This is a genomic window from Type-E symbiont of Plautia stali (assembly GCF_059731115.1).
This window is the reverse complement of record NZ_AP035906.1, coordinates 4,048,227-4,071,102: the sequence shown is the minus strand read 5'-3', so window position 1 is coordinate 4,071,102 and position 22,876 is coordinate 4,048,227. Positions and strand designations below refer to the sequence as shown.

Sequence of the window (22,876 nt, the reverse complement as noted above, 5' to 3'; positions counted from 1 at the left end):
AAAGGGATAAATAGTATCCCGGTGGTGTAAACTTGAGTAGTGAAGAAATTAAATTTTATCTTGCAGGAAATGGCAGGGAAAAATAACCGTGCGCCGACGTTTGTGCGGCGCACGGAAATATTATTCGACGTTTATTCGCTTATCTGACGAATATTACGCGCGGTGCTCTGCAATAATTTAAATGCATCATAACGGTGCTGATGCAGTGGCGAAACCGACGGCTCAGGATGCCAGCGCTTTTCATCGGTGGTCATGTTGGCCATCGCCGAGGTGACGTCGGAATATACGCCACTGGCGGCAGCGGCAAGAATCGCTGAACCCAGTAATACCGGCTCAGGGCAGTGGGTGGATTGCACAGGAAGCTGGCAGCTGTCCGCCAGCAACTGGCGTACCAGCGAGTGTTGCCCGGCACCGCCGCTGATGACAATCGACCGCGTGACGATACCCTTGCTGGTTTGCGCCTCAATGATTTGGCGCAGACCGTAGCCGAGGCTGCACAAGCCGGCGATATACAGTGCGATCAGGCTCGCTTCATCGTTGTCCATGCCCAGACCGCAAATCACCGCTCGCGCGTAAGGGTCGCCAAAAGGTGCACGATTACCCGCAAATTCCGGCACGATATGCAGACCTTCGACTAAATCCACCGTTGCTGATTCACTGCGAGCTTGCTGCAAAGCCTGTTCCGCAAGGTACACAGGCAGTGAAAGGCCAGCGGCATCGGCAGCCTGCTGTGCCCTTGCAGCCGCTGGATGCATCTCCAGCAGGCGGTCGATGGCGGCGCCCGCCGCGCTTTGTCCGCCTTCACTCAACCATAAACCCGGCACCATCGCCGAGTAATACGGACCCCACACACCTGGCACAAACGCGGCTTCACGCGTCGGCGTCATGGTGCAGGACGAGGTGCCAAACACATAGGCGAGTTTATCCTCCGGGCTGCCATCTGCGCCCAGCGTACCGACGCCGCCTGCATGGGCATCGATTAACCCGGCGGCCACTGGCGTGCCTGCGGGTAAGCCAAAGTCGGCGGCGGCCTGCGCGGTTAAACCTGTGCCGCACGATGTGCCTGGCTCGACGATCTTCTGACCGATACGCGCAAATTTCTCCTGAGCGAATTCCGGCAGGCCAATGGCACTGAAGTAGTCGGCATCCCAGCGCTGCTCATGCGCAAGATAGTTCCATTTGCAGGTGACGGTGCAGGATGAGCGCGCCGTATCGCCTGTCGCGCGCCAGCTGAGGTAATCGGTGAGATCGAAAAAGTGTGCGGCGTTCTGGAACGTCTGCGGGTTGTGGGTTTTCAGCCACAGCAGCTTTGGCATCTCCATCTCCGGTGAGATGCGTCCGCCCACATAGTCGAGCACCGGATGTTTCGTTGCATTGATGGCATCGGCCTGCCGCGTCGCGCGGTGATCCATCCACACAATAATATTGCGTTCTGCCTCTCCGTTTGGGCTGACGGGCAACGGTTGCCGCTGTTCATCGATCACCACCAGCGAGCAGGTGGCATCGAAGCCAATGCCAGCCACCGCAGCGGGATCGATAGCGGCAGTGGTCACCGCCTCGCGCACGCAGTGACTGACCGCCTGCCAAATCTCATTGGCGGATTGCTCAACCACATGACCGTGGGCACGGAAGGTGGTGATGGACTGTTTTGCATGGCCTAACAGATTTCCCGCGCGGTCAAACACGCCCGCGCGAGCGCTGGCCGAACCAACATCGACACCAATCAGATATTTTTCGTTACTCATGCTGCTGCACCTCGGTTGGTTACAGGTCAACGCTGTTGGGGAGGATAACAATATCGCGCACTGTGACACCCGGCGAACGTGTCACCATAAATAGCACCGATTCCGCCACTTCAATGGGCTGCATCAGGCTGCCATTGGCCAGCGCGTCCTCCAGTTTCTCCTGCGGCCAGTCATCGAGCAGGGCAGTGACCACCGGGCCCGGCAGCACCGCACCGACGCGCACACCATGCTGCGCCACCTGACGACGGGTTGAATGCACAAAAGCCTGCACTGCAAATTTGGATGCGGTGTAGATCGGTTCCCAGACCACGGGCACCACGCCCGCAATCGAACTGGTGAAAATGATGTCACCCGATTTCTGCGCGATCAGATGCGGCAGCACCGAACGCACGCAGCGAAAGGCCGCGCTGGTGTTGAGTTTCAGTACGCGATCCCAGATATCGGGATCGCCTTCCGCCACTGGCCCGCCAATGTAGGCACCGGCGTTGGCGTGGAAAATATCGAGGCGGCCCGCCAGCTTGAGAATGTCGTCGAGGATCCCGTCAACCTGTTTGCCGTCCATCAGGTCAATTTGCAATGGCAATGCCTGAGGACCCAGTTCCGCCGCCAGCTGCTGCAACTTGTCGCCATCGCGATCGATCAGGACGACTTTAGCCCCGGCTTGCAGCAGCACTTTGCTGCATTCCAGACCGATTCCGGAGGCAGCGCCAGTAATGGCGGCAACTTTTCCGTTGAGTGGGTTATGCATGGAGAAGAGGTTCGTGTTCATCTTATAATCCTTTATCAATGGCGTTTTAGGTGGTGCTCAATCGATGAAGCACAACTATCACCCCGACTTTTAACCAGCAACAAAAAGAGCAATAAAGGGATGGGTTCTGTGACGGGGATCGGCAAAAACAAGAAAACCACCATTTATGACCTCGCGGAACTCACGGGGGTTTCGGCAAGCGCGGTGAGCGCGATTTTAAGCGGCAACTGGAAGAAGCGGCGCATCAGTGCCAGCACTGCTGAGAAGGTGAGCCGGATTGCGCAAGAGCAGGGTTATGCGCTGAATCGGCAGGCCAGCATGCTGCGAACCACGCGCTCGAAAACCATCGGTATGATCGTGCCTAAATACGACAACCGTTATTTTGGCTCAATCGTGGAAAGTTTTGAGCAGATGGCGCGCGATCGCGGCCTGTTCCCGGTCATTACCTGCACACAGCGCGATCCTGATTTGGAACTCGAAGCGGCGCGCACCATGCTCTCCTGGCAGGTGGATTACATGGTGGTGACCGGAGCCACCGATCCAGATCGTATCACTGCACTTTGTCAGGCCGCGGGCGTTCCCTCGCTGAATCTTGATCTGCCCGGTTCGCTGGCGCCTTCAGTGATTTCGGATAACTTCAATGGCGCATTGAGCCTGGCGCGTAGCCTGCTGGAGAAATGCCCGCAACCGCTGATTTTTGTCGGGGGGCGTGCCAGCGATCACAACAGTAAAGAGCGCCTGCGCGGCTTTTTGGCGGCACATCAGGAGCGAGGTATTTCGGTGCCGGAGGAGAACCTGCTGTTGTGTGGCTATGAGCCGGAAAAAGCGCAAATGGCGTTGAAAAGCTACTTTCAGCAGCATGAAACGGGGCAATTTGGCCTGTTTGTGAATTCGACCATTTCGCTGGAAGGGGTGGTGCAGTTTCTGCGTGCGAAGGATCTGTTATCCGATGATAAACACCCGGCGATTGGCTGCTTCGACTGGGACCCATTCGTGGCACTGCTGTGCAAGGACATCACCATGGTGAAACAGGATGTGGCAGGCATGATGGAAACGGTGTTCCGCCTGATGGAGAGCGGTGAGCAGGATGTTACGGTGGTGGAAGTGCCGGTGCTGCGGATGTGAAAAAGGCGGACTTCACGCCGCCTCACCACGAGTCGCCATAAATAGCGCCCCTTCAAAAGGCCGATGCTACATTGAAGGGGACGTATTCAAGCGAATCCTTTATCGCATCGTAACAAACTCTTCTGCCGCAGTCGGGTGAATCGCTACGGTGTTGTCGAAGTCTTTCTTGGTGGCGCCCATCTTCAGTGCCACTGCGAAGCCTTGCAGCATCTCATCCATACCGTTACCGATACCGTGGATACCGACAATCTTCTCGTCTGCACCGACGCACACCAACTTCATGCGGCACGGCTGGCGATGCTGGGTGACGGCGGTGTACATCGCGGTGAAGGAAGATTTATACACTTTCACCTGGTCGTCGCCGTACTGCTCGCGCGCCTGCGGTTCGGTCAAACCAACGGTACCAATCGGTGGATGGCTGAATACCACGGTCGGCACATTGCTGTAATCCAGGTGCTCGTCGGGTTTGTTGTTGAACAGACGCTCGGAGAGGCGACGACCGGCAGCAACGGCGACGGGGGTCAGTTCCACCGCGCCGGTGTTATCGCCCACCGCATAGATGCCTTTCACATTGGTGTTCTGGAACTTATCAACGTTGATATAGCCTTTCTCGTTCAGCGCCACGCCGGTCACGGAGAGGTTAAGATTATCGGTAGCCGGTTCGCGACCAATCGCCCATACCAGGCAATCGACGGTTTGCTCATGACCGCTTTCCAGTTGCAGCGTCAGGCTGCCGTCGGCGTTCTTGATCACCGCTTTTGGAATCGACTCGGTATGCAGCGTTGGGCCTTCGGCCTGCATCACTTCTACCAGCGTATCGACAATCAGCGGATCGAAGCTGCGCAACGGCGCGTGTTTGCGCACAAACAGATGGGTTTCGGCACCCAGTGCGTTGACCACACCGGCCAGCTCAACCGCGATATAACCTGCGCCGACCACCGCGACACGCTTCGGCAGCGCATCCAGCTCAAAGAAACCGTCAGAGTCGATGCCGTATTCCGCGCCAGGCACTTTTGGATGGCTTGGACGACCGCCTGTGGCGATCAGGATGTGATCGGCCGTGATGGTCTCGCCGTTCACTTCCACGGTGTTGGCATCGATAAAGCGCGCGAAGCCCTTGATCACTTCAACGTTGTTTTTACCCAGCACGTTGTCGTACGAGGTGTGGATGCGATCGATATAGGCGCTGCGGTTTTTCACCAGCACCGACCAATCAAAATTGTTCACGGTGGTATCGAAACCGTAGTCCGGGCCATACAGGTGGATGGCTTCGGCAATCTGCGCCGCGTGCCACATCACTTTTTTCGGTACGCAGCCGACGTTGACACAGGTGCCGCCCAGCTCTTTGGCTTCAATCAGCGCGCAGTTCTGGCCATGCATCGCCGCACGGTTAATTGAGGCGATACCGCCGCTGCCGCCGCCGATGGCGAGGTAGTCAAAATGTCTGGTCATCCGTTGTGTCCATCTGTTGGAAGAAAATTGGCATAGAGTGTAACGCTGCTTGCGCAAGAGGCGCAAAGGTTCAGCCTATGATTATGATAGGGTTGAATCTACGTTCCGCTAACAGGGAAGACATTATGCACTTAACTTTTCTCGGCACCGGCGCGGGTGCGCCAAGCCTGCAACGCAACGTTACTGCGATCGCGCTGACGCTGTCGAAAAGTGGCGACACCTGGCTGTTTGACTGTGGCGAAGCCACTCAGCACCAGTTTATGCGCTCCGCGCTCAAGCCGAGCAAGCTGGAAAAAATCTTCATTACCCACTTGCACGGTGACCACATCTTCGGTCTGCCGGGCTTGCTTACCAGCCGTTCGATGGCCGGGTTGCTGGAGCCGATGACGATATACGGTCCAAAAGGCATCAAACAGTTTGTCGAGACGGCGCTCAGTCTCAGTGGTTCTTACACCGGCTTCCCGCTGGAGATCGTCGAAATTGAAGCGGGCGAAGTGCTGGATGATGGCGAGTTCCGCTTCATCGCCTATCCAATGAATCATGTGGTGGAGTGTTATGGCTATCGTATTGAACAGCATGATAAACCGGGCTTCCTCGATGCGCCGCGCCTGAAAGCGGAAGGGGTACCGCGCGGGCCGTGGTATCAGGATTTGAAAGAAGGTAAACGCATCCGGTTGGAGGATGGGCGCGAAATTAACGGCGCGGCGTATCTCGGCCCGGCGACCAGGGGCAAAGTGGTGGCGATATTCGGTGATACCGGCCCGACCGAAGTGGCACTTGAGCTGGCGGCTGATGCGGATGTGATGGTGCATGAAACCACGCTGGAAGCCGCAATGGCTGAGAAGGCCAACGGTCGTGGCCACTCCACCACAATTCAGGCGGCTGAAGTAGCGAAGCAGGCGGGCGCCAAACGCATGATCGCCACGCACTTCAGTTCGCGGTATTTGTCGGGCGATCGGGAGAGATTACTGGCGGAGTGCCAGTCGGTGTTTGCAGCGACCGAGCTGGCACGAGATTTCGCGGTGTTCGAAATTTAGTGCTGTAACGCTGGATAGGTAAAGAACAGCAGGTGCGTCATGTTGAACAGGAAATGGACGCCGGTGGCGACCCACACACGCCCGCTCCAGTGCCACGCCAGGCCGTAAATTAACCCGGCCAGAGTGGCGAAGACCACCAGCATCATGCCGCCAGGGAAGTGCGCCAGACCAAACAGCAGTGCGGTGAGCAACAGTGCCGCTACGCCACCGATTTTCTGGCGCAGGCGCTGTTGCACATAGCCACGGAAGAACGCTTCTTCGGCCAGCGAAACAAAGAACAGGTTTGCCAGCATAAAGCTGCCGAGCCACTCCGGCCAGTGTGGCTCAATCGCCAGTCCACCCAGCAGCACCGCGACGTACAGCAGCAGCGGGATCGCCGCTAGTAATAGCAGCCACAGAATCTTGTGCGGCGCAGGAAACTTCTGCGTACGGAACAGCGTGGGCAAGGCAGCCAGCAGCACAAAGGGGATCAGCGCTTTATCAAAGTTGTAGTAGAAGCTGAACGGCACACTGTTGGGGCCAACCTGCATCTCCTCGATCTGACGCGGGTTGTTAAAGCCAGGCAGCAGATGCAGGAACAGGCCACCGGCGATCAGCACCAGCAGCGCTTCGCTGATCAGCAGCACGGCACGGTTGGTGGGATTTTCCACCCGCACCCACGCCAGCAAAGCGATGGCACCTAAAATGGCGAGAGCAGGCCAGTCCAGTACATCCTGGAACAGGCCCATTATCGTCGCCAATAACAGCAGAAGTACGGCAAGGCGTTTGGCAGGTGACAGCACAGTGAGTGCGCCAGCCAGAATGATCCACATAAAAAGTGTCCTTAGAAGGGCAACGGCATGGGGCGGCTCAGGAACCGCACCCTAAAAGCCCGTTATTCTGGAACGATCTGCGTCACGCTGTAGTGACCGGTACCCGCCGGCACCAGCTTCTGATGCAGCCACGGCAGCAGCTCTTCCATCTGCGCTTTCAGCTTCCACGGCGGGTTAATCACGATCATGCCGGAGGCAGTCATACCGCGTTGATCGCTATCCGGGCGCACCGCCAGTTCAATCTGCAGAATGTTGCGGATGTTGCTGGCTTCCAGGTCTTTAATCATGTGTTTGATTTGCTGGCGCAGCACCACCGGATACCACAGCGCATACACACCGGTAGCAAAGCGTTTGTAGCCTTCCTGAATGCCTTTCACCACATCCTGATAATCGCTTTTCATTTCGTACGGCGGATCGATCAGAATCAGACCACGACGGCTCAGCGGAGGCAGTTTGGCTTTTAACTGCTGATAGCCGTCGCCACGCGCTACGCGTGCACGGGCATCTTTGCTGAATTCGGAACGTAGCAGCGGATAGTCGCTGGAGTGCAGTTCGGTCAGCTCCAGCTTGTCCTCTTCACGCAGCAGATAGCGGGCGATCAGCGGCGAGCCTGGGTAGTAGCGCAAGGTGCCATGCGGGTTGAGGTTGCGAACGGCCGTCAGATAAGGCTTCAGCAGTTCTGGCGCGTCCGGCTGCTGCCAGATGCGCGCAATGCCTTCCAGATATTCACCGGTACGCTCGGCGTGCTCTCCGCTCAGCTGGTAACGTCCGGCACCGGCGTGGGTATCCAGATAGAGAAACGGTTTTTCCTTCTCCATCAGGGCGGTGAGGATCAGGCTTTCAACGGTATGTTTGAGCACGTCGGCATGGTTGCCGGCATGAAAACTGTGGCGATAACTCAGCATAAAAAAGAGGGGTCCGCGGTTGGATCAAAGGAGATAAAAACATCGTGTGTGGCGCGATTATAGCCGCGCTGCGTAAAAATTGCTGACGTTTCGGCGCTCGCGCTTTTTTCTTTACGGGTCCATTCTCAGTAGCATTGATTTTCACCTTCACTGACCGCATGTTAGAAAGATTGCGTCGCGCCATTGCGCGCCACCCCCACTCCATGAAGAAAGGACTGCGCTTATGACCAATCCGTTACTCACCCCTTACACGCTACCGCCGTTTTCCGCGATTAAACCTGAGCACGTGGTTCCCGCTGTGACTGAAGCGCTGAACAACTGCCGTGCCGAAGTTGAACGCGTTGTGGCACAGGGTGCACCTTACACTTGGGACAATTTAGTGCAGCCACTGGCAGAAGTGGATGACCGTCTGAGCCGTATTTTCTCGCCGGTGAGCCACCTGAATTCGGTGAAGAACAGCCCGGAACTGCGTGAAGCTTACGAGCAGACGCTGCCGCTGCTGTCAGAATACAGCACCTGGGTGGGACAGAACGAAGGCCTGTATCAGGCTTATCGCGATCTGAAACAGGGCGACAGCTATGCCGCGCTGGATATCGCACAGAAGAAAGCGGTGGATAACGCACTGCGTGATTTCGAACTCTCCGGTATCGGTCTCGATAAAGAGAAGCAGAAGCGCTACGGCGAAATCGCCGCGCGCCTGTCTGAACTGGGTTCGACCTACAGCAACAACGTGCTCGACGCCACCATGGGCTGGAGCAAGTTGATCACCGATGAAGCCGATCTGGCGGGCATGCCAGAAAGCGCGCTGGCTGCGGCCAAAGCGCAGGCCGAAGCCAAAGAACAAGAAGGCTGGCTGCTGACGCTGGATATCCCAAGCTATCTGCCAGTCATGACCTATTGCGATAACGCCGCGCTGCGCGAAGAGATGTACCGCGCCTATTCAACGCGTGCTTCTGAGCAGGGCCCGAATGCCGGCAAATGGGATAACGGCCCGATCATGGCCGAAGAGCTGGCGCTGCGTCACGAGCTGGCACAGCTGCTGGGCTTTGACTCCTTCGCGCACAAATCACTGGCGACCAAGATGGCTGAGAACCCGGCTCAGGTGATCGACTTCCTGACCGATCTCGCCAAACGTGCGCGTCCGCAGGGTGAGAAAGAGTTAGCGCAACTGCGCGCCTTCGCCAAAAAAGAGTTTGGCGTTGACGAGATGAATCCGTGGGATCTCACTTACTACGGCGAGAAGCAGAAACAGCATCTCTACACCATCAGCGATGAGCAACTGCGTCCGTACTTCCCGGAAGAGCGTGCGGTGAGCGGCCTATTTGAAGTGGTGAAACGCATTTACGGCATTACCGCCAAAGAGCGTAAAGACGTGGATGTGTACCATCCAGATGTGCGCTTCTTCGACCTGTTTGATGAAAGCGGCGAGCTGCGCGGCAGCTTCTACCTCGATCTGTATGCGCGTGAACACAAGCGTGGCGGGGCGTGGATGGACGATTGCGTCGGCCAGATGCGTAAATCCGATGGCAGCCTGCAGAAGCCGGTGGCGTACCTCACCTGTAACTTCAACCGTCCGGTACAGGGCAAGCCCGCGCTGTTTACCCACGATGAAGTCACCACCTTGTTCCACGAGTTTGGTCACGGCCTGCACCACATGCTGACGCGCATCGAAGCGCCGGGCGTGTCGGGTATCAGCGGTGTGCCGTGGGATGCGGTCGAGCTGCCAAGCCAGTTTATGGAAAACTGGTGCTGGGAGCCGGACGCGCTGGCGTTTATCTCCGGCCACTACGAGACCGGCGAACCGCTGCCGAAAGATCTGCTGGATAAAATGCTGGCAGCGAAGAACTATCAGGCGGCGCTGTTTATCCTGCGTCAGCTGGAGTTCGGCCTGTTCGATTTCCGTATGCATACCGAGTTCAATCCGGAAAAAGGTGCGCAAATCCTCGAAACCCTGCGTGAAGTGAAGAAACAGGTTGCCGTGGTGCCAAGCCCGGAGTGGGGCCGCTTCCCGCATGCGTTTAGCCACGTCTTCGCCGGCGGTTATGCCGCAGGTTACTACAGCTATCTGTGGGCCGACGTGCTGGCGGCGGATGCCTATTCGCGCTTCGAAGAAGAGGGCATCTTCAACCGTGAAACCGGCCAGTCGTTCCTCGACAACATCCTGACGCGCGGCGGTTCCGAAGAGCCAATGGAGCTGTTCAAACGCTTCCGTGGCCGTGAACCACAGCTGGATGCGATGCTGGAACACTACGGAATTCAGGGATAAGCCTGCTTGTGAAAATCGGTTTAATCGATGAATCAGGCGCCGGAGACGGCGCCTTATTACATCTGGCGCAGCGCTGGGGCTTACAGCATGACGATCAGGCTGTAATGGCCCTGGTGCTGACGCCGGAGCGCCTTGAGCTGCGCAAACTGGATGAGCCTAAACTGGGTGGCATCTTTGTGGATTTTGTCACCGGAGCTATGGCGCATCGCCGCAAGTTTGGCGGCGGTCGCGGCGAGGCGGTGGCGAAAGCGGTGGGCATCAAAGGTGGCTATTTGCCGGACGTGATCGACGCCACGGCAGGATTGGGGCGAGATGCCTTTGTGCTGGCGGCGCTGGGTTGCCGGGTGCGCATGCTGGAACGTCATCCTGTGGTCGCAGCATTACTGGATGATGGCTTACGTCGTGGCTATGAAGATGCGGAGATTGGCGGCTGGCTGCGCGAACGTCTGACGCTGCTGCATGTGGTGAGTCAGCAGGCGTTGAGTGATATCACGCCCGCGCCAGATGTGGTGTATCTCGATCCGATGTATCCCCATCGTCAAAAGAGCGCGATGGTGAAGAAGGAGATGCGGGTGTTTCAGTCGCTGGTGGGACCCGATGAGGATGCCGATGCGCTGCTGGAACCCGCTCGTCGTCTGGCGAAGAAGCGCATTGTGGTGAAACGCCCGGATTACGCGCCGCCGTTAGCGGGCGTTGCAACCCAATCGGCCGTGGTCACCAAAAGCCATCGCTTTGATATTTATCCGCCATTGGTATGATTCTGCATAATGGCGTTGCGGCGTGATTTATCGCGCGGGCTTTAAAGACGCGCGATGTATTACGCCGCTACCAAAAAAACAGGGCCATTACTGGCCCTGTTTTTATTCGTCTTCTTCGTCACGCAGCGGCACAATCAGCATATCGATATGCACGGTGTTGATCAGCTGGCGCGCTGATGACATCAGCTTGCTCCAGAAATCCTGATGGTGGCCACAGACCACTAAATCCACATCGTATTTCTTAATCGCATCCACCAGCACCTGGCCGAGATCGCCGCTGCCGCTCAGGGTTTCACTGATCGGATAACCGGCGTTGGTAGAAAGTTCTTTCAGCGCGGTGTGCGTCTCTTCAGAAATGCGTTTCTGCATGTCGCCCAGATTGACGTCAATCAGCCCGGTGTAGAGGTCTGAGTAATTCACATCAACGTGGATCAGCGAGATTTTTGCATCATAAGGACGGGCCAGTGAAACGGCTTTATCAACCAGCAACTGGCTTTCCGGGGAAAGGTCTACTGCAATCAGGATGTGTTTATAAGCCATGATAAAACTCCTTCTCAAGATTCTGGGGCTACCTGAATTCCCGCCGCTCGGCGAGCGAAATCCTTTGCGCGAAACAGCGATGAAGCGCCACCAACCACAATTTATGCCCTGCAGGCGTTCTGTTGTTATGACCTGAGTATAGCCAGAGTTGTTAACAAATGCTGCAATCCACGGCTCGCTTGTGAGGAAGATCAAGCGCTATCGCAATTTTCACTCGCGGTGAACGAAATCATCGCTGGAAAAAAATTGAACAGATCTCCTACACTGAAAATGAGTGCCACTGCCGTCTGGGTAACGCGCTCGGGTTCGCATAACAACAATGCAATTCGATTCATCTGTGGCTGGTTAATTTCCCGTGGGGCGTCTACAGCATTTCCCCGCTGCCTTCGACGTCATTGCGGCTCCAGCTGGGAGGGGAACATGATCAGCACTATCGCGCTTTTTTGGGCTCTGTGTGTGGTTTGTCTGGTGAATATGGCGCGCTACTTCTCTTCTTTGCGCTCGCTATTGGCTGTGCTGCGCGGTTGCGATCCGCTGCTGTATCAATATGTGGATGGGGCGGGTTTCTTCACGTCTCATGGTCAGCCGAGCAAGCAGGTGCGACTGGTGCGTTATATCTGGGATAAACGCTATCGCGATCATCACGACGACGAATTTATTCGCCGCTGCGAGCGCGTACGCAGGCAGTTTGTCCTGACCAGCGGGCTCTGTTTTTTGGTGGTGGTGAGCCTGATTGGTCTGGCGATCTGGCACTAAACAGCGGCAATAAAAAAGGGCGACCAGTGTTGAACCGTCGCCCTCTTGTTTGCTGATAGCAGCTTAGATAATTTTCAGCGCGATCCAGTAGAGCGAACCTGACAGCACAATACACACCGGCAGGGTAAACACCCACGCCATGGCGATATTTTTAATGGTGCGGCTCTGCAAGCCACCGCCATCCACCAGCATGGTACCGGCAACGGACGATGACAGGATATGCGTGGTGGAAACCGGCATACCGGTATAACTGGCAACCCCAATCGACACCGCAGCGGTCACCTGTGCTGACATGCCCTGCGCGTAGGTCATGCCTTTCTTACCGATTTTCTCACCGATGGTGGTTGCCACACGACGCCAGCCAATCATGGTGCCGATGCCCAGCGCTAATGCCACCGCCATGATGATCCAGATTGGTGCGTATTCCACGGTGCCCAGCAGATCGCCCTTCAGCTTATTGAGGAAGCGCTTATCGTCCGGAGTGGTCTCTTGCAGTTTCGCGGCTTTATCGGCCGTGTCCGAGACGCACATCAACAGGCGACGCATCTGGCTGCGCTGATCCACCGTCAGTTGGTCATAGCTGTTCAGATTGGTCAGCAACACTTGTGCACGATTGATAGCCTGCAGCGCACGACTGCTGTCGCAATGGAACTCATGCGGCCCGCCCACAGACTCTTCCGGCGTTGGCACCGCAGGCGGCGCCATCTGGACGATATGGGTGAGTGAATCGCTGTGCTGCTGATAATACTGTTCCAGATGATTGACCGCATCGCGAGTACGGGTGATGTCATAACCTGAGGCATTCATGTTGACCACGAAACCCGCAGGCGCAACACCGATTAGCACTAACATAATCAGGCCAATGCCTTTCTGACCATCGTTCGCACCGTGGGAGTAGCTCACGCCAATCGCCGAAACGATCAAGGCAATACGCGTCCAGAACGGTGGCTTCTTCTTGCCATCGATCTTCTCACGGTCAGCGGGCGTCATGTGGATGCGCGAACGTTTAGGGGTTCCGCTCCAGTAACGACGCAGGATGAAAATCAGCGAGCCCGCAATCACCAGGCCGACAATCGGCGACAGGATCAGTGACAGGAAGATATTAATGACTTTCGGCAGGTTGAGGGCATCAACCACCGAGGTGCCGGTCATCAGCGCATTGGTGAGACCAATACCGATAATGGCGCCAATCAGGGTGTGAGAACTGGATGCCGGCAAACCCAGATACCAGGTGCCAAGGTTCCAGATGATGGCAGCCAGCAGCATGGAGAACACCATGGCCAGGCCGTGAGCGGAACCCACATTCAGCAGTAAATCAGTTGGCAGCATATGCACGATGGCATAAGCCACGCTCAAGCCGCCCAGCAAAACGCCTAAGAAGTTGAAAACACCCGCCATCACAACCGCCAATTGCGCCCGCATCGCGCGGGTATAGATGACGGTAGCGACTGCGTTAGCAGTGTCGTGGAAACCGTTGATTGCCTCATAGAACAATACAAACAGCAGAGCGATAACCAAAAACAGGCCGGTACTGAGGTCAAGACCAGCGAACAGATGTAGCATAAACGTTACGCCATTTTTTGGAGGACATGAACGCGGCGCATTATCGGCGACAACCCGCATGATGTGAAAGGAAAATATAGTCCTTTTTTGTCTTAAAATTGCCACAAACCCCATCAGACAAGGTAAAAAGACTGAAAAATAAGCGAGTTACAATATGACACATTTACGGCATTTTTTTGACGCTGGCGCGAAATGCCGCAGATCTCTACAATCACCGCCTTTCAATTATGTGGATTAAGCACTGTGGACAAGTTTGACGTTATCGTAATAGGTGCAGGCGCTGCCGGCATGTTCTGTGCGGCGCAGGCAGGGCAGTTGGGTCGTCGTGTGCTGTTGCTGGATAACGGCAAAAAGGCGGGACGTAAAATCCTGATGTCCGGTGGTGGCCGCTGTAACTTCACCAATATGTACACCGAACCGGCCGCCTATCTCTCGCACAACCCGCATTTCAGTAAGTCGGCATTGGCGCGTTACACCCAGTGGGACTTCATCGATCTGGTGAATCGCCACAAGATTGCGTATCACGAGAAAACCCTCGGCCAGTTGTTCTGCGATGATTCGGCGCAGCAGATCGTGGATTTGCTGTTAAAAGAGTGCGAAGACGGGCAGGTTACTTTGCGCTTGCGCAGTGAAGTGCTGAGCGTGACGCGCGATGAAAACGGCTACAGGCTGCAACTGAATGGCTCCGAGGTGCAGGCTGAGAAATTGGTGATCGCCAGCGGTGGCTTATCGATGCCGGGTCTGGGCGCGACACCATTCGGGTATAAAGTGGCCGAGCAGTTTGGTTTGAAAGTGTTCCCGACGCGCGCAGCCCTGGTGCCGTTTACGCTGCATAAGCCACTGCTTGAGCAGCTGCATACCTTATCGGGTGTGTCATTGCCCACCACCATCACCGCGCAGGATGGCACGCTGTTTAAAGAAGCGATGCTGTTTACTCATCGCGGCTTGTCGGGCCCGGCAGTTCTGCAAATCTCCAGCTATTGGCAGCCGGGTGAGTTTGTCACCATCAACCTGTCGCCGGAAACTTCGCTCGATGATTTCATCAACGTGCAACGCGAGGCGCATCCGAACCTCAGCCTGAAAAACAGTCTGGCGAAAATCCTGCCGAAGCGTCTGGTGGAAGTGTTGCAGGAGCTGAAGCAGATCCCGGATGTGACGCTGAAGCAGCTCAACAGCAAGCAGCAGGCGGAGTTGGTCACCACCTTGCATCAGTGGCGCGTGCAGCCTAATGGCACCGAAGGTTATCGCACTGCCGAAGTGACGATGGGCGGCGTCGATACCACGCAACTCTCCTCCAAAACCATGGAAGCGCGCGATGTGCCCGGTTTGTACTTTATTGGTGAAGTGGTGGATGTCACCGGCTGGCTCGGCGGATACAACTTCCAGTGGGCGTGGAGTTCAGCCTGGGCGTGTGCGCAGGCGCTGTGAGTTATCACGTCGCCATCAAAGGCGACGCCAGTGTACGAGGTTCAGCTTTATGCTGAGGTTGCAGCGCTAATGCCTGGCTCTGCGGAACGGCGTCACTGCAGGTGTCAGGTTTTTCGGCTGGTCGTGCAGCAATACTTGCCCCAGCAGGCTATCGCTGTTGACCACGCCATACTTCATATGCGTCGCGATATATTTGCGGTCAAAGCTGGTGAGCTTATACACCGGTGGCAACACCTCCGGTAAAGCGTCCACCATCAGCATGCGGCTCAGCTTCACCGGACGCCAGCCGCTCAGCGTTTGATACAATAACGCACCGGCTTCCGCTTTGCGTAAGTAGAAGTTGTAGTGATTCTCTTCCCGCAGCGCCTGCTGCTGAGCGATATAAACCACCAGATAATCCGGCGTCTTGATGCCCTGCAGAATTGTGTCGTAGTTCGGCAGCGCCAATAATTGCTGGAAGAAGGCTTCAGAGCCTAACTCCACAATCGGACGGAAGCAGTGCAGCCAGCGGCCGATAAAGGCATTGTTTTTCGGCGCGGCGAGAAACCAGGATTCCATAACCGGATAAGCGCGGTCGCGGGTGGATTCCTCGCGATAAAAAGCCACCAGGTCATAACGCTCATCCGCATTCACCGCTAACAGCTCATCGAGGCTGCGATTGAGGATAATGGTGGCATCCATCCAGATTCCGCCATAACGATGCAGCAGCTCCAGGCGAATCACATCGCTTTTGTGCGAAGCCCGCATCCCCGCGTGGACAAACTTCAGGTCTGGTAAATAGTCATGCAGATTGAGATTGTTGATTACCGTCAACGCATAGCCAGGGTTTTCACGGGCAATCTTATCGACAAAAATCTGGACTTCAGCCGGGAGCTTTTCACTTTCCCAGTACATCCAAACCTGACGCGGAATGGGCGCAGGCGGATTAGCACGACCCTGCAGGTTAATATCCTGTTCGGCTGCGGCGTGATAGGCGGGAAGGCGTTTGCGTGTGGTCAGCTTTTTTTCCGCCAGCAACGCCAGCGAAATCAAATGCATTTTAAGCTTATGGTTGGACATGATCATTCCTGTAACCCTGTCGGCCGCTCTCCCAGCTTCTGCCGCTTTAGGGCGAAAAACTGGCCCTGTGACAGCGGGCACGATGAAGCGCGATTGGCGCGAAAAGTGGCTCAAAATTAACAAACAGCGCTGAACTGCTCAATAAATAAACTCTGAAAACGTTACTTTAAGAGAATACGCAGGCGGCGTTCACTTGCCGTGCCGTTGCCGTGGGTGTTTAAGGGCTGTTAACCGATGAATCTGTTAAGATCGCCGCGTTTTTTCCAACAGGCCCATGATTCCATGTTCAAACTCAAATTCCTTCTGCCCGTGCTTATCGTCATCAGCGCGGCTGTCTGGTGGCTGATGCCGCACTATAGCGATGAAGACAAAGGCTATTACATCGCCATGTTCTGCACCTTGACCCATGATGGGCGCGACAACTCACCCCAGGCGATGCAACAGATTATTGAAGGCAGCAACTCGGACTATGCGCTGCAGAAAATTCATTTCCAGTCAGGTCTGGCAGAACATCTGCAAAGCGTGTGGCAGGATTTATCAGCGGAGCAGCAGCAGCAGGCGCGGCAGGAAAGTCTGTCCTGCCGCAAGGTGATGTCGGAAAAGTTATTACCGGGTAAAGCGGTGCAGTGATTAATGCAACGGCAGCGCTAATACCGCGTCAGTGGTTTTGATCTCGGCAAACACATCGGCAACGCCTGCCAGTGCGCTCTGCTGCAGCACCTTGTGATCGACCACTTTGTTATCCCAGGTCGCCAGATCGCGCGTGGCGGTGGCATCTTCCGGGATAATGACCGAGTAGCCAAGCGGTACGGCATCACGTGCGGTGGACGACACGCACATATGGGTCATTAGACCGGTGACAATTAACTGCTTGATGCCCAGACTGTCGAGTTGTTGTTTCAAATCGGTTCCCACGAAAGAACTCGGTGTGGCTTTGGTAATGACACGATCATTTTTGCCCGGCTGCAAATCCTTGTGGAATTCAGCGAAGCGGCTGCCTTTGGCGAACAGCGGGCCATCTGCCGCGCCTTCATGACGGACGAAGAACACCGGCATGCCATGCTTGTGTGCAAACTCAACCAGGCGCTTGCTGTTTTGCAGTGCTTTCATACCGTCTGGAATGGGCATTTTGCCGCCAGCGAAGTATTCGTTCTGAATATCAATCACGATGACCGCGGTTTGATTGGCCGTCAGCTGGGTGGTGGCTGTGGCACCGCTCATGGTACGAATGGTCGGTGCATTTTCAGCTTTGTGTTCTTCGGCAATAGCGCTGCCTGAAATTGCCATCGCTAATGCTAAGGTGCCTGAAGCAAAAAGGTTTTTCATCACTAATAATCTCTTTGATTGGGAAGTCAGGGTGACTTCCGATGCACAGCAGTATGGCGATTGTGCCGAAAGTGAAGGAGTACTGCGCATGACAAATAACGTTCACTTTGCGCCAAAAATGGCGCACCTGGATGCGCCCATTAAGGTCGGTATTGTGGTGTTTGACGACATCATCCCGTTTCATCTTTCCGTTCCCTGTGCGGTGTTTGAGAAGGCGGAACGCGAAGATGGCCGAGCTTGCTACCAATTAATGATCTGTGCCACCCACGCCGGTCCGCTTCGCACCAACAGCGGTTTTTCGATTGTCGCGGAGCATGAACTGGCTATGCTGGCCGAAGCGGATATGGTGGTGGTACCCAGCTGGAGCGATCCTGCCATTGCGCCACCGCCCGCTTTGTTGCAGGCGTTACAGCAGGCTGCACAGCGCGGTGCACAGATTGTGGGCTTGTGTCTGGGCGCCTTTGTGCTCGGAGCCGCTGGCTTGCTGCATCAGCAGCGCGCCACGACACACTGGCGTTGGATGAGTGATTTTGAACGGCTTTACCCCGATGTGACGATTGACCGTGACGTGTTGTATATCGACGAAGGGCAGATTGTAACCTCGGCGGGCACTGCAGCGAGTATCGATTGCTGCCTGCATCTGGTGCGTGAACAGTGTGGAGTGGATGTGGCCAACAGTGTGGCGCGCATGCTGGTGGTACCGCCGCATCGGCAGGGCGGCCAGGCACAATATATTGAGCAGCCGGTCTATCACTCGGCGGGCAACGATCGATTTATGTCGGCGCTCAGTTGGGCCACCGAAAATTTGCAGCAGGCCCTCACGCTGGATCAGTTGGCGGAGAGAGCGTTGATGAGTCGTCGCAGTTTTACGCGCCGTTTTAACCAAGCCACCGGCAGCTGTTTCAGTGATTGGTTAGTGAATCAGCGTCTGGCATTGGCGCAGCGATTTTTGGAAAAAACCGACCAGCCAATTGAGCTGATCGCAGAAAAAGCCGGATTCTCTTCGCCATTAATGTTAAGGCGACATTTTAAAAAGAATTTGAATACGTCTCCGTTACAATACCGGAAAACATTTCGTGGTCGGGTGTGAATTAATGGTTTGTAAATCAACCTATTGATAAGAATGCATTGAAAATAGGACGGATAAAATTATTCCCGGATCATTTTGACAGGCTATCTGATGAGAAGAATATTTCAGCGTGGCCAATGAGGGCTATTCTTAACAACGGATGGCGAACCATCCGTTGTTATGCAAATCCTGCAAAGAAAAATAGTGACGCGAATTATTAACGCATCACACAATCAATACGTGAGGGAAATTGACCTGAGCGCAGCGCTGGCGTTCTCACTTCTTTCATTTTCTCACTGCTGTTAAATCCATGCTTACGGCAAATCACGCATGGATCAGTGCTCTCTTTCAATTGCTGCTCGGCTTCGCTCCCCAGCTGACGCTTACGGCAGTAGAGTGGGGTGCAACCCATCACTTGCTTAAAGGAGCGAGTGAACGATTGCTGGCTTTCAAAATGGTATTTTACGGCCAGACTGATGATCGGTGCGTTGCTGTATTTCAGCTCGCTGACACAGCATGCCAGTTTCTTTTTACGGATATACCGTGCCAGCGTTTCATTATGATAGCGGGCAAATAATTTCTGCAAATACCATTTAGAATAACCCGATTTCACGGCGATATCATCAATGCTTAAGCGCTGATCCAGATTGTCCATAATCCATTTGGTCACCGAATCAATAACCCCTTCGTTGTATTTTTGCGGCATCTTTTTGATCCTCCATTAACTGGACACAGTGTAAAATAATTAATCTTTCCAATCATCCGATTAACGTAAAGTTTTATAAGGAATTGGCTGTTTTATTATTTGTCATCAAGGCTGGTCTTGCTTTTAGTGAAATTAAGGCCGCTTTTGTTGAATCGATGTTGAATATTTAGCGTAATCACGCCCGTTATTTTTAACTCAAATTTTCCATCACTTTGCCGAGCTTAACAGTATGAGAAAACGTGGCGCTGGCACACCTCATCAATGCGCACTGGCGATTAACGTGCCACACTGATGGTTTTTTCATAGCTCAGGAGCAGTGCGCATGGCTTTTCGTTTCCCGCTAAAACAGTCACTTGCCGTGATTTTGACGGCGATGGCTGCGCTACCCACCACCTCCGCGTTAGCGGCCAATGTGTATGGCGAGCAGTTGGAAGGTTTTCAGTATCCCTACCCACTTGAACACTTTAATTTCTCCTCACAGCAGCAACCGCTGAGCATGGGGTACATGGATGTCAAACCCGCGCAGCAGGCTAATGGTCAAACGGTGGTATTACTGCACGGTAAGAATTTTTGTGGTGCAACCTGGGAAGACACCATCAAAGCGCTTAGCCAGCAGGGATATCGGGTGATTGCGCCGGACCAGATTGGTTTCTGCAGTTCGACGAAACCCGCCAATTACCAATACAGCTTCCAGCAGCTGGCGTTGAATACCCATCAACTGCTGCAACAGCTCGGTATCGATAAGGCAGTGATAGTCGGGCATTCGACCGGCGGGATGCTGGCCACGCGCTATGCGCTGATGTATCCACAGCAGACGCAGAAACTGGTGCTAGTGAATCCGATTGGGCTGGAGGATTGGAAAGCCAAAGGCGCGCCGTGGCGCTCGGTGGATCAGTGGTATCAGCGTGAGCTGAAGCTCAGTGCGGCTGGCATTAAAAAGTATGAGCAAAATACTTACTACAGCGGTCAGTGGAAACCGGAGTATGACAAATGGGTGGATATGCTGGCGGGGCTGAACAGCGGACCGGGCCACAAGAAGGTGGCATGGAACTCGGCGCTGATTTACGACATGATTTTCACCCAGCCGGTGTATTACGAATTCAAAGATCTCAAAGTACCTACGACGCTGATGATCGGTACAGCGGATACCACGGCGATTGGCAGCGATATCGCCCCCGCTGCGGTTAAAGCGCAGTTAGGTCATTACAATGTTTTGGGCAAGCAGGTGGCGAAGATGATTCCTGGCGCGCGGTTAGTGGAATTCCCGGGCATGGGACATGCACCGCAGATGGAAGAACCGCAAAAGTTTAATCAGACACTGATTAACGATCTGTCGCGTCCGCTGTAAGGAATGGCAGCCGATGTGGCAATTGGGCGTGCCCTGGCACGCCCTCACATTACTGCGTCAGTTTTTTCTTGCCGTTCTTGGCTTCGTACATGCGCGCATCGCTGCCTTCCAGCAACTGCTCCAGCGATTGCGGTTGGTCAGGATCAAACTCTACGATGCCTGAAGAGAAGTGCAGGGCGTAGCGGCGGTCCAAGTCCTGAGTCTGCTTCTGCAGGAAACGATCAAAGCGCGCCAGCACACCTTCGGCATCGTCGTGCTGTAAGCCGTTAAACAGCACTACAAACTCATCGCCGCCCAGACGGGCAAAGATATCGGCATGACGGAAGCTCACCTTCATCGCGTCGGCAAAATCCATCAGCGCGCGGTCGCCTTCACGGTGGCCCAGCGTATCGTTGATGGCTTTAAAGCGGTCGAGATCGAGGAAGGTCAGGCTGGCCGGCAGCTGTTTAATCTGACACTCATTGAGCGCCAGCTGTCCGAGCGTCATAAAGCCGCGACGGTTGGTGATTTGGGTCAGTTCATCTGAAGTTGCGGTTTGAAACGCCACCAGCTCCGCTTCTGCCATCGCAGCCAGGTCGCGCAGCGTATGCATATCGTCTTCATTGAACTCGCGGGCATGATGATCGACGAGGCATAGCGTGCCGACTTTAGCGCCAGAAGGCGTACGCAGCGGACAACCTGCGTAGAAACGCACGGGGTTATCGGCAGCCTTCACCAGGGGATTATCGTGGAAACGCTCATCTTCGAGGGCGTTCTCCACCACCATCACATCATCTTGCAAGATGGCGTGCCCACAGAACGACGTATTGCGGGGTGCGGTCGCCGCGCTTTGGCCCGCAACAGATTTGAACCACTGATGGTCCTCTTCCAGCAGGCTAACCAGCGCAACCGGCACGCCGAACAAACGACGCGCAAGGCGGGTTAAACGGTCAAAACGCTCTTCTGCAGGCGTGTGCAGAATGTTGAGCGCACGTAACTGTGCCAGACGAATCGCTTCGTCCGCAGGCAGTGCAGGTGCTTTCATCGCGTTACTCTTTCTTTTGAATTATTCGGGTACAACAACACTGGTGTTTTACTGCCACAACGGCATAAAGCGCCTGGCAACGGTAGCGATATCCATTGCCAAGCGTAACGATTATCAGAGCACTTTTTGCTCGGCGAGATCAAGGGCAAAATAGCTGAAAATCAGGTCGGCACCGGCACGCTTAATCGCACCAAGGCTTTCGAGAACCACATTACGTTCGTCGATGGCACCCGCTTGCGCCGCGAATTTTATCATCGCGTATTCACCGCTCACCTGGTACGCAGCCAGCGGTAGAGTACTGCGCTCGCGGATCTCACGCAGAATATCGAGATAGGCGCCCGCCGGTTTCACCATTAGTGAATCAGCCCCTTCGGCTTCATCGATCAGGGACTCGCGAATCGCCTCACGGCGGTTCATCGGATTCATCTGATAAGTTTTACGATCGCCTTTTAATGCCGTTCCTGCCGCTTCACGGAACGGGCCGTAGAACGATGAGGCGAACTTGGTGGAGTAAGACATGATGGCGGTATCGGTGAAACCTGCCGCATCCAGCGCCTGGCGAATGGCTTTCACCTGACCATCCATTGCCGCTGAAGGGGCGATGAAATCGGCACCGGCCTGCGCGGCCACCACGGCTTGTTTGCCAAGGTTAATCAACGTCTGGTCGTTGTCCACGCCATGATCGCATAGCACACCACAGTGACCGTGGCTGGTGTATTCGCAGAAGCAGGTATCGGACATCACGATCATCTCTGGCACGGTGTCTTTGCAGATGCGCGACATACGCGCCACCAGGCCATTCTCATTCCATGCATCGCTGCCGGTGGCATCGGTGTGGTGAGAGATACCGAAAGTCATCACCGAGCGAATACCGGCTTTCGCGATACGCTCAATTTCATACGCCAGACGTTTCTCAGGAATACGCATCACACCCGGCATGGCGTTGATTGGTACGTAATCGTCCACGCCTTCTTCAACGAAGATCGGCAGGGCCAGATCATTCAGGCTGAGGTGGGATTCCTGGAACATCTCACGCATTGATGCGCTTTTGCGCAGTCTTCTTGGACGCTGGATAAGATTGAATTCAGACATGCTTGTACAACTTATGCTGGTGAAAAAAGTGGCGACAGTTTACCCCTTTTCGTCAGCAGGGATGAAGGATTGTGTGCGGAAACGAAAACTCCCGCCGGGCGGCGGGAGTGGAGAAGA

Annotated in this window: 21 protein-coding genes; 9 read left to right on the top strand and 12 right to left on the bottom strand. The window is 55.0% G+C overall.

Annotation, left to right across the window (positions count from 1 at the left end):
- Positions 1-131 precede the first annotated feature (131 nt).
- Complete coding sequence (locus AC6I8L_RS18845; protein WP_498013944.1) at positions 132-1,745, bottom strand: FGGY-family carbohydrate kinase; 1,614 nt, start codon at positions 1,743-1,745, stop codon at positions 132-134.
- A gap of 19 nt (positions 1,746-1,764) precedes the next feature.
- Complete coding sequence (locus AC6I8L_RS18840; RefSeq protein WP_167347117.1) at positions 1,765-2,514, bottom strand: SDR family oxidoreductase; 750 nt, start codon at positions 2,512-2,514, stop codon at positions 1,765-1,767.
- Positions 2,515-2,622: 108 nt separating this feature from the next.
- Here AC6I8L_RS18840 and AC6I8L_RS18835 point away from each other — a divergent pair, with 108 nt between their 5' ends.
- On the top strand, positions 2,623-3,618 hold the full coding sequence (locus AC6I8L_RS18835; protein ID WP_064511347.1) for a LacI family DNA-binding transcriptional regulator: 996 nt from the start codon (positions 2,623-2,625) through the stop codon (positions 3,616-3,618).
- Between the two features lie 99 nt (positions 3,619-3,717).
- Here the strand turns inward: AC6I8L_RS18835 and gorA are convergent, their stop codons facing one another.
- The gene (gene gorA, locus AC6I8L_RS18830; RefSeq protein ID WP_058960649.1) at positions 3,718-5,070 is read right to left on the bottom strand and encodes a glutathione-disulfide reductase; all 1,353 of its coding nucleotides are present in this window, start codon (positions 5,068-5,070) and stop codon (positions 3,718-3,720) included.
- Positions 5,071-5,195: 125 nt separating this feature from the next.
- On the opposite strand from gorA, the gene rnz reads away from it, so the two are divergent.
- A complete protein-coding gene (gene rnz / locus AC6I8L_RS18825; RefSeq protein WP_058960648.1) occupies positions 5,196-6,107 on the top strand; it encodes a ribonuclease Z in 912 nt (303 codons plus the stop codon).
- Here the strand turns inward: rnz and AC6I8L_RS18820 are convergent.
- Positions 6,104-6,919, bottom strand: coding sequence for a CPBP family intramembrane glutamic endopeptidase (locus AC6I8L_RS18820; RefSeq protein ID WP_058960647.1), 816 nt, complete (start codon positions 6,917-6,919; stop codon positions 6,104-6,106). The two genes, rnz and AC6I8L_RS18820, sit on opposite strands and share 4 nt — an antisense overlap.
- A gap of 62 nt (positions 6,920-6,981) precedes the next feature.
- Positions 6,982-7,824 carry a 23S rRNA (adenine(2030)-N(6))-methyltransferase RlmJ gene (locus AC6I8L_RS18815; protein WP_034819774.1) on the bottom strand — a complete coding sequence of 281 codons (843 nt, stop codon included), beginning with the start codon at positions 7,822-7,824 and terminating at the stop codon, positions 6,982-6,984.
- Positions 7,825-8,047: 223 nt separating this feature from the next.
- Here AC6I8L_RS18815 and prlC point away from each other — a divergent pair, with 223 nt between their 5' ends.
- Together prlC and rsmJ are read left to right on the top strand one after the other, a co-directional pair.
- Complete coding sequence (prlC, locus tag AC6I8L_RS18810; RefSeq protein ID WP_058960646.1) at positions 8,048-10,090, top strand: oligopeptidase A; 2,043 nt, start codon at positions 8,048-8,050, stop codon at positions 10,088-10,090.
- Between the two features lie 8 nt (positions 10,091-10,098).
- A complete protein-coding gene (gene rsmJ, locus AC6I8L_RS18805) occupies positions 10,099-10,848 on the top strand; it encodes a 16S rRNA (guanine(1516)-N(2))-methyltransferase RsmJ (RefSeq protein ID WP_058960645.1) in 750 nt (249 codons plus the stop codon).
- Positions 10,849-10,950: 102 nt separating this feature from the next.
- Here rsmJ and uspA read toward each other — a convergent pair whose 3' ends face one another.
- Positions 10,951-11,388, bottom strand: a complete 438-nt coding sequence (uspA, locus tag AC6I8L_RS18800; RefSeq protein WP_034819767.1) for a universal stress protein UspA — start codon at positions 11,386-11,388, stop codon at positions 10,951-10,953.
- A 420-nt stretch (positions 11,389-11,808) separates the two neighbouring features.
- On the opposite strand from uspA, the gene uspB reads away from it, so the two are divergent.
- Complete coding sequence (gene uspB, locus AC6I8L_RS18795) at positions 11,809-12,144, top strand: universal stress protein UspB (RefSeq protein WP_058960644.1); 336 nt, start codon at positions 11,809-11,811, stop codon at positions 12,142-12,144.
- Positions 12,145-12,207: 63 nt separating this feature from the next.
- Here the strand turns inward: uspB and pitA are convergent, their stop codons facing one another.
- Positions 12,208-13,707: an inorganic phosphate transporter PitA gene (gene pitA, locus AC6I8L_RS18790; RefSeq protein WP_058960643.1), complete on the bottom strand. Its 1,500-nt coding sequence runs from the start codon at positions 13,705-13,707 to the stop codon at positions 12,208-12,210.
- 243 nt (positions 13,708-13,950) lie between these two features.
- On the opposite strand from pitA, the gene AC6I8L_RS18785 reads away from it, so the two are divergent.
- Positions 13,951-15,135 carry a BaiN/RdsA family NAD(P)/FAD-dependent oxidoreductase gene (locus AC6I8L_RS18785; protein WP_072226553.1) on the top strand — a complete coding sequence of 395 codons (1,185 nt, stop codon included), beginning with the start codon at positions 13,951-13,953 and terminating at the stop codon, positions 15,133-15,135.
- Between the two features lie 66 nt (positions 15,136-15,201).
- Here the strand turns inward: AC6I8L_RS18785 and AC6I8L_RS18780 are convergent, their stop codons facing one another.
- Entirely contained in the window at positions 15,202-16,194 is a 993-nt protein-coding gene (locus AC6I8L_RS18780) for a glycosyltransferase family 32 protein (protein WP_058960641.1), read from the bottom strand.
- A 282-nt stretch (positions 16,195-16,476) separates the two neighbouring features.
- Between AC6I8L_RS18780 and AC6I8L_RS18775 the strand changes: the two genes are divergently transcribed.
- A complete protein-coding gene (locus AC6I8L_RS18775; protein ID WP_058960701.1) occupies positions 16,477-16,824 on the top strand; it encodes a hypothetical protein in 348 nt (115 codons plus the stop codon).
- Here AC6I8L_RS18775 and AC6I8L_RS18770 read toward each other — a convergent pair whose 3' ends face one another.
- Positions 16,825-17,520: a cysteine hydrolase family protein gene (locus AC6I8L_RS18770; protein WP_058960640.1), complete on the bottom strand. Its 696-nt coding sequence runs from the start codon at positions 17,518-17,520 to the stop codon at positions 16,825-16,827. It lies immediately after the preceding gene.
- An 88-nt stretch (positions 17,521-17,608) separates the two neighbouring features.
- On the opposite strand from AC6I8L_RS18770, the gene AC6I8L_RS18765 reads away from it, so the two are divergent.
- The gene (locus AC6I8L_RS18765; protein ID WP_058960639.1) at positions 17,609-18,610 is read left to right on the top strand and encodes a GlxA family transcriptional regulator; all 1,002 of its coding nucleotides are present in this window, start codon (positions 17,609-17,611) and stop codon (positions 18,608-18,610) included.
- Positions 18,611-18,806: 196 nt separating this feature from the next.
- Here AC6I8L_RS18765 and AC6I8L_RS18760 read toward each other — a convergent pair whose 3' ends face one another.
- Positions 18,807-19,295 carry a helix-turn-helix domain-containing protein gene (locus tag AC6I8L_RS18760; protein ID WP_058960638.1) on the bottom strand — a complete coding sequence of 163 codons (489 nt, stop codon included), beginning with the start codon at positions 19,293-19,295 and terminating at the stop codon, positions 18,807-18,809.
- A 322-nt stretch (positions 19,296-19,617) separates the two neighbouring features.
- Here AC6I8L_RS18760 and AC6I8L_RS18755 point away from each other — a divergent pair, with 322 nt between their 5' ends.
- A complete protein-coding gene (locus AC6I8L_RS18755) occupies positions 19,618-20,643 on the top strand; it encodes an alpha/beta fold hydrolase (RefSeq protein WP_058960637.1) in 1,026 nt (341 codons plus the stop codon).
- Positions 20,644-20,692: 49 nt separating this feature from the next.
- On the opposite strand, the gene AC6I8L_RS18750 is transcribed toward AC6I8L_RS18755, so the two are convergent.
- On the bottom strand, positions 20,693-21,667 hold the full coding sequence (locus tag AC6I8L_RS18750; RefSeq protein WP_058960636.1) for a GGDEF domain-containing protein: 975 nt from the start codon (positions 21,665-21,667) through the stop codon (positions 20,693-20,695).
- Positions 21,668-21,781: 114 nt separating this feature from the next.
- The gene (gene hemB / locus AC6I8L_RS18745; protein WP_058960635.1) at positions 21,782-22,759 is read right to left on the bottom strand and encodes a porphobilinogen synthase; all 978 of its coding nucleotides are present in this window, start codon (positions 22,757-22,759) and stop codon (positions 21,782-21,784) included.
- Positions 22,760-22,876: the final 117 nt, after the last annotated feature.

Excerpts from the sequence above, each read along its gene's own strand:
- AC6I8L_RS18765 (WP_058960639.1), top strand. The coding sequence starts at position 17,609 with ATGACAAATAACGTTCACTTTGCGCCAAAAATGGCGCACCTGGATGCG.
- AC6I8L_RS18780 (WP_058960641.1), bottom strand. The coding sequence starts at position 16,194 with ATGTCCAACCATAAGCTTAAAATGCATTTGATTTCGCTGGCGTTGCTG.
- uspA (WP_034819767.1), bottom strand. The coding sequence starts at position 11,388 with ATGGCTTATAAACACATCCTGATTGCAGTAGACCTTTCCCCGGAAAGC.
- rnz (WP_058960648.1), top strand. The coding sequence starts at position 5,196 with ATGCACTTAACTTTTCTCGGCACCGGCGCGGGTGCGCCAAGCCTGCAA.
- prlC (WP_058960646.1), top strand. The coding sequence starts at position 8,048 with ATGACCAATCCGTTACTCACCCCTTACACGCTACCGCCGTTTTCCGCG.
- pitA (WP_058960643.1), bottom strand. The coding sequence starts at position 13,707 with ATGCTACATCTGTTCGCTGGTCTTGACCTCAGTACCGGCCTGTTTTTG.
- AC6I8L_RS18775 (WP_058960701.1), top strand. The coding sequence starts at position 16,477 with ATGTTCAAACTCAAATTCCTTCTGCCCGTGCTTATCGTCATCAGCGCG.
- AC6I8L_RS18750 (WP_058960636.1), bottom strand. The coding sequence starts at position 21,667 with ATGAAAGCACCTGCACTGCCTGCGGACGAAGCGATTCGTCTGGCACAG.
- AC6I8L_RS18760 (WP_058960638.1), bottom strand. The coding sequence starts at position 19,295 with ATGCCGCAAAAATACAACGAAGGGGTTATTGATTCGGTGACCAAATGG.
- AC6I8L_RS18820 (WP_058960647.1), bottom strand. The coding sequence starts at position 6,919 with ATGTGGATCATTCTGGCTGGCGCACTCACTGTGCTGTCACCTGCCAAA.
- AC6I8L_RS18770 (WP_058960640.1), bottom strand. The coding sequence starts at position 17,520 with ATGAAAAACCTTTTTGCTTCAGGCACCTTAGCATTAGCGATGGCAATT.
- hemB (WP_058960635.1), bottom strand. The coding sequence starts at position 22,759 with ATGTCTGAATTCAATCTTATCCAGCGTCCAAGAAGACTGCGCAAAAGC.
- gorA (WP_058960649.1), bottom strand. The coding sequence starts at position 5,070 with ATGACCAGACATTTTGACTACCTCGCCATCGGCGGCGGCAGCGGCGGT.
- AC6I8L_RS18755 (WP_058960637.1), top strand. The coding sequence starts at position 19,618 with ATGGCTTTTCGTTTCCCGCTAAAACAGTCACTTGCCGTGATTTTGACG.
- uspB (WP_058960644.1), top strand. The coding sequence starts at position 11,809 with ATGATCAGCACTATCGCGCTTTTTTGGGCTCTGTGTGTGGTTTGTCTG.
- AC6I8L_RS18815 (WP_034819774.1), bottom strand. The coding sequence starts at position 7,824 with ATGCTGAGTTATCGCCACAGTTTTCATGCCGGCAACCATGCCGACGTG.
- AC6I8L_RS18845 (WP_498013944.1), bottom strand. The coding sequence starts at position 1,745 with ATGAGTAACGAAAAATATCTGATTGGTGTCGATGTTGGTTCGGCCAGC.
- AC6I8L_RS18840 (WP_167347117.1), bottom strand. The coding sequence starts at position 2,514 with ATGAACACGAACCTCTTCTCCATGCATAACCCACTCAACGGAAAAGTT.